2 protein-coding genes are annotated in these 6011 nt (G+C 41.1%); both read left to right on the forward strand.

The window, feature by feature from the left end; translation table 11 throughout:
- Positions 1–57: 57 nt before the first annotated feature.
- On the forward strand, positions 58–3861 hold the full coding sequence (locus A4R26_RS05450; protein WP_242674830.1) for a non-ribosomal peptide synthetase: 3804 nt from the start codon (positions 58–60) through the stop codon (positions 3859–3861).
- A 60-nt stretch (positions 3862–3921) separates the two neighbouring features.
- Positions 3922–6011: non-ribosomal peptide synthetase (locus A4R26_RS05455; protein WP_165760157.1), on the forward strand; the 2090-nt coding region annotated here is incomplete at its 3' end.

Here is a 6011-nt window from a genome sequence, read left to right on the forward strand (position 1 = left end):
AAAGAAGAGTTAACCAGAGAGAAGTTCATCGTTAGCCCATTCAAAGAAGGAGAACGGTTGTACAAAACAGGAGACCTGGGATGCTGGCTTTCAGATGGGAACATCGAATTCATCGGCAGAAAAGATGAGCAGGTAAAGATCAGGGGGCACCGTATAGAGCCCGGAGAAATAGAGCATGCTTTATTAAACCATGAAGCGATAAAGGAGGCTGTAGTATTAACAAAAGAAAATGAGTCTGGAGAAAAGGAATTGGTTGCGTACATCACTTCTAATGCCGAACAAAACACAAGCGGTTTACGTGACTATTTAAAAGAGCAGCTTCCGGCCTATATGCTTCCCGCTCATTTTGTACAGCTGAAGGAAATGCCATTAACCGCAAACGGTAAAGTGGATAGGAAGTCCCTGCCGGCCCCTGAAGGCCTGGGATTAACGAGCGGCGTGGAATATGTGGCTCCACGAACAGCGTTGGAAGAAAAGCTGGTAAAGATCTGGGAAGAAGTCCTTGAAAGGGAAAACATTGGGGTTAATGATGACTTTTTCGCATTGGGAGGCCATAGCTTAAAAGGAGTACGCCTCGGCAATGAGTATCAAAAGGAGTTGTCTGTAAAGCTGAGTTTAAAAGAGCTGTTCGCTCATACCAGCATAGCTTCGCATGCCGTACTGATAGCATCTTCAACCAGGGAGGCGTTTGTTCATATAGAAAAAGTAACACCCCAGGCAAGTTACGCTATCTCAGATGGTCAAAGAAGGTTATGGGTATTGAGTCAGTTTGAAGGCGGTTCGGCAGCTTATAACATGCCGGGCAGTATTTATCTGAATCAGGACATTGAGATCGAAAACTTCAAAAGAGCAATAGACTCCACCATCGAACGTCATGAAATATTAAGAACTGTTTTCCGGGAAGATGAGTCAGGAGAGATGAGACAATGGATACTTGAAAGAAAAGACCTGGGTTTTACAATCGACTACCGGGACTTTAGAAAAGAAGCTGAGAAGAAAGAGAAAACAGAAGCGTATATCGCAGCAGATGTTTACCGGGAATTTGATCTGGCGAAAGGGCCATTACTGAGGGCAGCCTTACTGCAGGTAGCGGAAGCGGAATATGTATTTTACTTCAATATGCACCACATCATCAGCGATGCCTGGTCAATGGAAGTATTGGCTAAAGATGTATTGAAATACTATGAAGCGTATAAGGCCGGCAAAGCGCCCGGTTTAGATGAATTAAGAATTCAGTACAAAGATTATTCATCCTGGCAGTTATCCCAGTTGAACCAGGCGTCATTTAATACGCATAGAGCATATTGGCTGAACAAGTTCTCTGGTGTATTGCCACTGCTGGATCTGCCAACGAGCAAACAGCGGCCGCAAGCGAAGACCTATAACGGACAAGACTTAGCTACTTATATTGATAAAGCTACCACGGCTAAACTAAAAGGCTATACCCGGGAGAAAGGAGGCAGCCTGTTTATGGGCTTATTGGCCTCCTGGAATGTGTTAATGTACCTCTACACCGCTGAGAAGGATATCATCATAGGTACTGCAGCAGCCGGCAGAGAGCATGCGGATTTGGAAGATCAGATCGGGTTCTATATCAACACGCTGGCTTTAAGAAATGAGGTTAATCCTGAAGAAAGCTTTAACAGTTTCTACAGCAGCGTAAAAGAGGAAACCTTGAGGAGCTATGATCACCAGATGTATCCCTTCGATCGATTGGTAGAAGAATTAAATCTTCAAAGAGATACAAGCAGGAGTCCGGTCTTCGACATATCACTCACTTATCATAATATTACGGAGATTGAAGACATAGGGACGCTGGATGATAAGGTTGAAAATCAAGTGTCGGATAATGGTTTTTCGAACGTTAAGAATGATATAGAGCTGCACTTTAGAGAAATTGGAGATTATATTTATTTTAGGTTAATTTATAATAAGGATGTCTATGACCGAGAGATGATAGAACGCTTAATGGAACATTTTAAGGGCCTTTTAAGCTCAATATTATCTCATCCGGAAGAGAAGATCTCACAAATAGATTATTTATCAGAAGAAGAGAAACGTAAACTGTTATTCGCCTTCAATGATATAACAGTAGCTTATCCGAAAGATAAAACAATCGTCGATTTATTCCAGGAGCAGGCAGCGAAGACACCGGATAATATAGCGGTAGTATTTAAGGAAACAGTACTGATCTATCGGGAGCTTGATGAACGGTCTAATCAGCTGGCGCATTACCTGAGAGCTAATTATGACATTCAGCCTGATGATCTGTTGAGCATAAAACAAACCCGCAGTGAGTGGATGATTATTTCGATACTGGGAGTGTTAAAGGCAGGAGGGGCTTATGTTCCGATCGACCCTGAATACCCCCGGGAAAGAATAGACTATATAGAAAAAGATACGGGATGTAAGGTATGTGTGGACGAAACTGAGCTAAACAAATTCAAAGAAAGCAAGGACCGTTATTCTAAAGAACCGGTGACGTTTACTGCCAAGAGCGATAATCTGGCTTATGTGATTTACACCTCAGGTTCCACAGGGAATCCCAAAGGAGTAATGATTTCTCATGGAAGTTTATATTCTTCAACCTGTACCAGGAATGCATATTATGATGTTTTGGAGTCTTATTTATTAATACCTTCTTTTTCTTTTGATTCGTCTGTAGCAGTATTATGGGGTAGCCTTACAGGAGGTAGCACATTGTACATTGTAGAAGACAATCACCTCAAGGATCTTTTTAGTATCACTGGTTTTATAACTGAGCATGCAATAGCATGTATATTGTGTGTCCCTTCGTATTATCATCTTTTATTGTCCCATTCAACATCAGGAAAGTTACCTTTTAAGCGGGTGATTTTAGCCGGTGAGGCATTAAGCGGCAGCCTGGTAGAAAAGCACTTCAGTTTATTGCCGGAATGTACTTTATTTAATGAATATGGTCCTACGGAAAACACGGTATGGTCTACAGTAGCCAGCATAAGAGAAGAAACTCAGAAAGTACATATCGGACAGCCCATAGGTAATACTGAAGTATATATTATGGGTGCCGGCAACAAGCTGGTTCCGATAGGAGTAACAGGAGAGATATGCATAGGAGGTAATGGTTTGGCCATAGGCTATTTGAACCAGGAAGCGTTAACCCGGGAAAAGTTCATATCCAGTCCTTTCAGAGATGGAGAGCGGTTGTACAAGACAGGAGATTTAGGTAGATGGCTACCCGATGGGAACATAGCGTATTTAGGCAGAAAAGATGATCAGGTAAAGATCCGGGGGTACCGGATAGAACTGGGAGAGATAGAGCATGCTTTACTCAAACATTCGGCAATAGAACAGGCTATAGTATCAGCCAAAGAGAACCAATCAGGAGAAAAAGAGCTGGTAGCGTATATCACTTCCAATGTTGAACAAAATACAAGCGATTTACGGGCTTATCTAAAAGATACGCTGCCGGCGTATATGCTTCCGGCTCACTTTGTACAACTTAAAGCCATGCCATTAACGGCAAATGGTAAAGTGGATAAGGAGTCCCTGCCGGATCCTGCAGGACTGGGATTAAAGAGTGGCGTAGAATATGTGGCGCCAAAAAACAAAACAGAAGAGAAGCTTATTGAGATTTGGGTAATGGTATTGGGTCAGGAAAATATTGGAATGAATGATGATTTTTTTGATTTGGGAGGATTTAGTATGAGGGCAATAGGACTTGTGGCTGAGTATAACAAGAGCTTTAATGTAAGAGTAACCGTTCAGGAACTTTTTGAAAAAACAAAATTATATGAACATGCCAGGATTATTGAAACCCGCATGTGGCTTAATACGAGTTCGGAGGAGAAAAAGCTGAATACGGAAACCATTGAGTTTTAAAGTCAATCCTGGTTAATTGTAGCGGATTGAATTTTTTGTAACAAGCCAATACCATTTGAGATGGATAATGTTTATGATTTGCTGGTTGAATTAAAGAATTTAGGCGCAAGGCTTTATTATGTAAACGACAAAATAAAGCTTGATGTTGAACCTGGTGTTCTTACTTCAGAGATTTCCGATAAAATTAAATTTTATCGGAAGGAAATCTTATCACTTTTGCAAGAGTCCAATAACAAGTCTGATTTCGTAAAGATAGAAAAACTCCCTTCTCAGGAAAGTTATGCCCTTTCAGATGGTCAGAGAAGATTGTGGGTATTGAGTCAGTTTGAAGGAAGTTCGGCGGCTTATAACATTCCTGGAAGCATTTACCTTGATTCTAAGGTAAATGTAGAGGCTGTTAAAAAAAGCTTGTGGGCTGTGCTTGAACGACATGAAATTTTACGAACTGTTTATAAACAAGATGATTCAGGAGAGCTGAGGCAATGGATTTTGAGTGTAGAAGACTCTGGGTTTAACATAGATTATCAGGACTTCAGAGGTGAACAAAACAAGATTGAGTTGGTAGAATCCTACTTGGGAAAAATTAGTGGGGAGGAGTTTGATTTGGAAAAGGGATCATTTAAAGTTAGTTTAATCAGATTAGAGGAAGAAGACTATGTTCTTTATTATAAACTACATCATATTAATACAGATGGCTGGTCAATGGGTGTATTGATGAGAGATTTAAGAAGATTTTATGATGCTTACCAGGCAGGTCAGGTTCCAGATATAGCTCCACTGAAATTCCAATACAAAGATTATGCGGCCTGGCAATTGGAAATGCTCGAAGATGAGGCTGGACATTCGCATAGAAAGTTCTGGTTAGATAGTTTAAAGGGAGAATTATCGAGATTGGATTTGCCAGGTTATAAACCTCGTCCAAAAGTGTTGACCCATAGTGGAGAAGCTTATAATGGTTCTTTCATAGGTGCGCAAGCAATTACCAGGTTGAAAAAATATGCTGAAAAAAATGGTGGAAGCCTCTTTATGGGTTTGATTGCAGCATGGAACGTGTTAATGTACCGCTACACTTCCCAGAAAGATATCATCATAGGAACTCCATTAAATGGTAGAGAACATGCTGATACGATAGATCAGATCGGATTTTATGTGAATACGCTTGCCATAAGAAATAAGTTAAGTCCTGAAGAAAACTTTGGCTCAGTATTTAAAAAGGTCAAGCAAAATATGCTCGACGCTTATGCTCATCAGGCATATCCATTCAATAGATTGGTACAGGAATTAAACTTGCCAAAAGATGTCTCCAGGAACACTTTATTTGATATTATGCTGGTGTTTAACGGGGCAGATAAGAAAAATGATTCTTCATCCGGGGAGGCTCCGTCCAGTCAGATGATCCAGGTCGCGCATCTTACTACAAAATTTGATCTTGAAATAGGATTTAAAGAAATAGATGCCTATATCCAGGTTTGGGGGGTATTTAATCCTGATGTTTACGAACAGGCCATGGTTGAAGGGCTGATAAGGCATTACAAGCAACTGTTAACCGCCCTGCTGGAAAGCCCTGAAGAGAAGATCTCACAAATAGATTATTTGTCTGAGCAGGAAAAGCACGAATTACTGTTCGCCTTTAACGATACAGCCGTAGCTTATTCAAAAGACAAGACGGTAGTAGACTTGTTTGAAGAGCAAGCAGCGAAGACACCGGATAATGTAGCCTTGGTCTTTGCTGAAAAAGAGCTGACTTATCGCGAGCTGAATGAGCGGTCCAATCAACTGGCTCATTACCTTAAAGAGAATTACACTATTCAACCAGATGACCTGATAGGAATACAGTTGGATAGAAGTGAGTGGATGATCATTTCGATGCTGGGAGTATTAAAGGCTGGAGGAGCTTATGTTCCGATCGATCCGGAATATCCATCTTCCCGGAAGGAGTATATTGTAAAAGACAGTTCTATAGCTCTGCTGATCACCGGGGCCGGTTTCATTTACGATATTGATTATTATGGTGGAGCAATTTTTGCCATTGATGTAGAATTTGATCCGGATAATTATAGCGCTGAAGCACTACCGAAAACATTTACACCGGGTCATCTTGCCTACGTGATCTACACTTCCGGTTCCACAGGGAATCCTAAAGGCGTAAT

This window comes from Niastella populi (genome assembly GCF_002078015.1).
Taxonomy (GTDB): Bacteria; Bacteroidota; Bacteroidia; order Chitinophagales; family Chitinophagaceae; genus Niastella; species Niastella populi.